This window comes from Methylobrevis pamukkalensis (genome assembly GCF_001720135.1).
GTDB lineage: Bacteria > Pseudomonadota > Alphaproteobacteria > Rhizobiales > Pleomorphomonadaceae > Methylobrevis > Methylobrevis pamukkalensis.
Genome location: NZ_MCRJ01000256.1, coordinates 1 through 1,263, shown reverse-complemented (window position 1 = coordinate 1,263; position 1,263 = coordinate 1). Strand labels below are relative to the sequence as shown.

The 1,263-nt window shown below is 64.6% G+C and carries 2 protein-coding genes; both read left to right on the top strand.

All coding sequences use genetic code 11. The features are described 5' to 3' along the window. Positions 1 to 925, top strand: a 925-nt coding sequence (locus A6302_RS23315) for a hypothetical protein (protein WP_169833648.1), incomplete at its 5' end; no start/stop codon positions are given. A 78-nt stretch (positions 926 to 1,003) separates the two neighbouring features. Continuing rightward, positions 1,004 to 1,249 carry a hypothetical protein gene (locus tag A6302_RS22535; RefSeq protein ID WP_141704046.1) on the top strand — a complete coding sequence of 82 codons (246 nt, stop codon included), beginning with the start codon at positions 1,004 to 1,006 and terminating at the stop codon, positions 1,247 to 1,249. Positions 1,250 to 1,263: the final 14 nt, after the last annotated feature.

The window sequence follows — 1,263 nt, the reverse complement described above, 5'->3', positions numbered from 1 at the left end:
AAGTTATCTGCTGGAACTCGGGCTTGACCCGAAGCGTCTCATCGAAGGCGGCCTGCTCGAGCGCCGCGACCGTCAGGACGTGGTTCTCATCGAGGACGACGACGTCGACGGGGAAGGCGCCGTCAAGCCGTCGGCGACCGAAGGCATGATCCACGCTGTCGGTCCTTTCGGCGAAGATGTCGGCAAGCGTCCCGCGTCGGATGTCGAGATGTTCGCGGTCAACGCTCAATGGCTTCACGAGACGCTCATGCGCCTGATGAAGCCGCTGCTGAGCAAGCGGGCGGCGCAGATCCTGGACCCGGACCTGACCCTCGTCGGCGCGATCCAGATCGATGAGGCAGATGTGCCCGTCTATTTCGCCCGACGGCTCAATGATCCCAAAGCGGCGCAGAGACTGGATCTGATGTTGCGCACGCGGGGCACCGCTGGGGTGGGGATCGTCTTCGCCGCGAGCGAGGAGATGCCGTCACATCTTGGGCCTAACGTCGTCATGCCGCTGCTGTCCCATCTCGCATCGGCGGACGAGGAAATGCTGTTCGCGCGCGACGGAATAGAACTCGCGTACCGCGACGGTCTTTCACTCGCACGCGGGGGCGTGTCCCCGCGGGTGGTTCGGACAGGTAAGCAGTCCGGCACGCTGTTCATTCCCGGCAGGGAGCCGCTTCACCTCGCTGGGAATGATCAACTTACGATCTTCGAGCGCCTGGTGGTCGCAGCCGCGAAAGGCAGTCCCGACGTTCAGGTAAAGGCGCTGATGGAAGGCTTCGAGTCCAGAAGCCCCCAGCAGGCGTTCCGGAAGGAGACCTGGGATAGCATCCGGGACGTCTATATCGGCAAGGGTGCGAAGAACGGATATTGGCGACTGCTACTCACTGCGCAGCCGACCGAAGCCGTGGCCGAGCCAGCCGAGGAAGCGACCGTCTAACAGCGGTCTAACATGCGGCGGGAGACGGTCTAACAAACCGCTGATTACTGGAAGGGCTCCACATAGAGGAGCACTTCCATGCCGACTCCCTTCCCCCCGCGCCAGGCAGCCCCGACGAGCTGGTCCGGCGCCGCGAAGACCAAGCCCACCACCCAAAACTCGGAATGGCGCTGCACGCGCTGTGACAAGCTGCTCGGCGTCTGCCGGGACGGCCGCATGCACCTGCGTTTCGCGCGGGGGCACGAGTATCTCGTGGGCTTCCCGATGCAGGCCACCTGCCGCGGCTGCGGCACGCTGAACCACGCGACCGCACCCGCGCGCTGACGCGCGCATTCACC

Bases quoted from the DNA above. Each gene is read 5' to 3' on its own strand.
- A6302_RS22535 (WP_141704046.1), top strand. From the start codon at position 1,004: ATGCCGACTCCCTTCCCCCCGCGCCAGGCAGCCCCGACGAGCTGGTCC.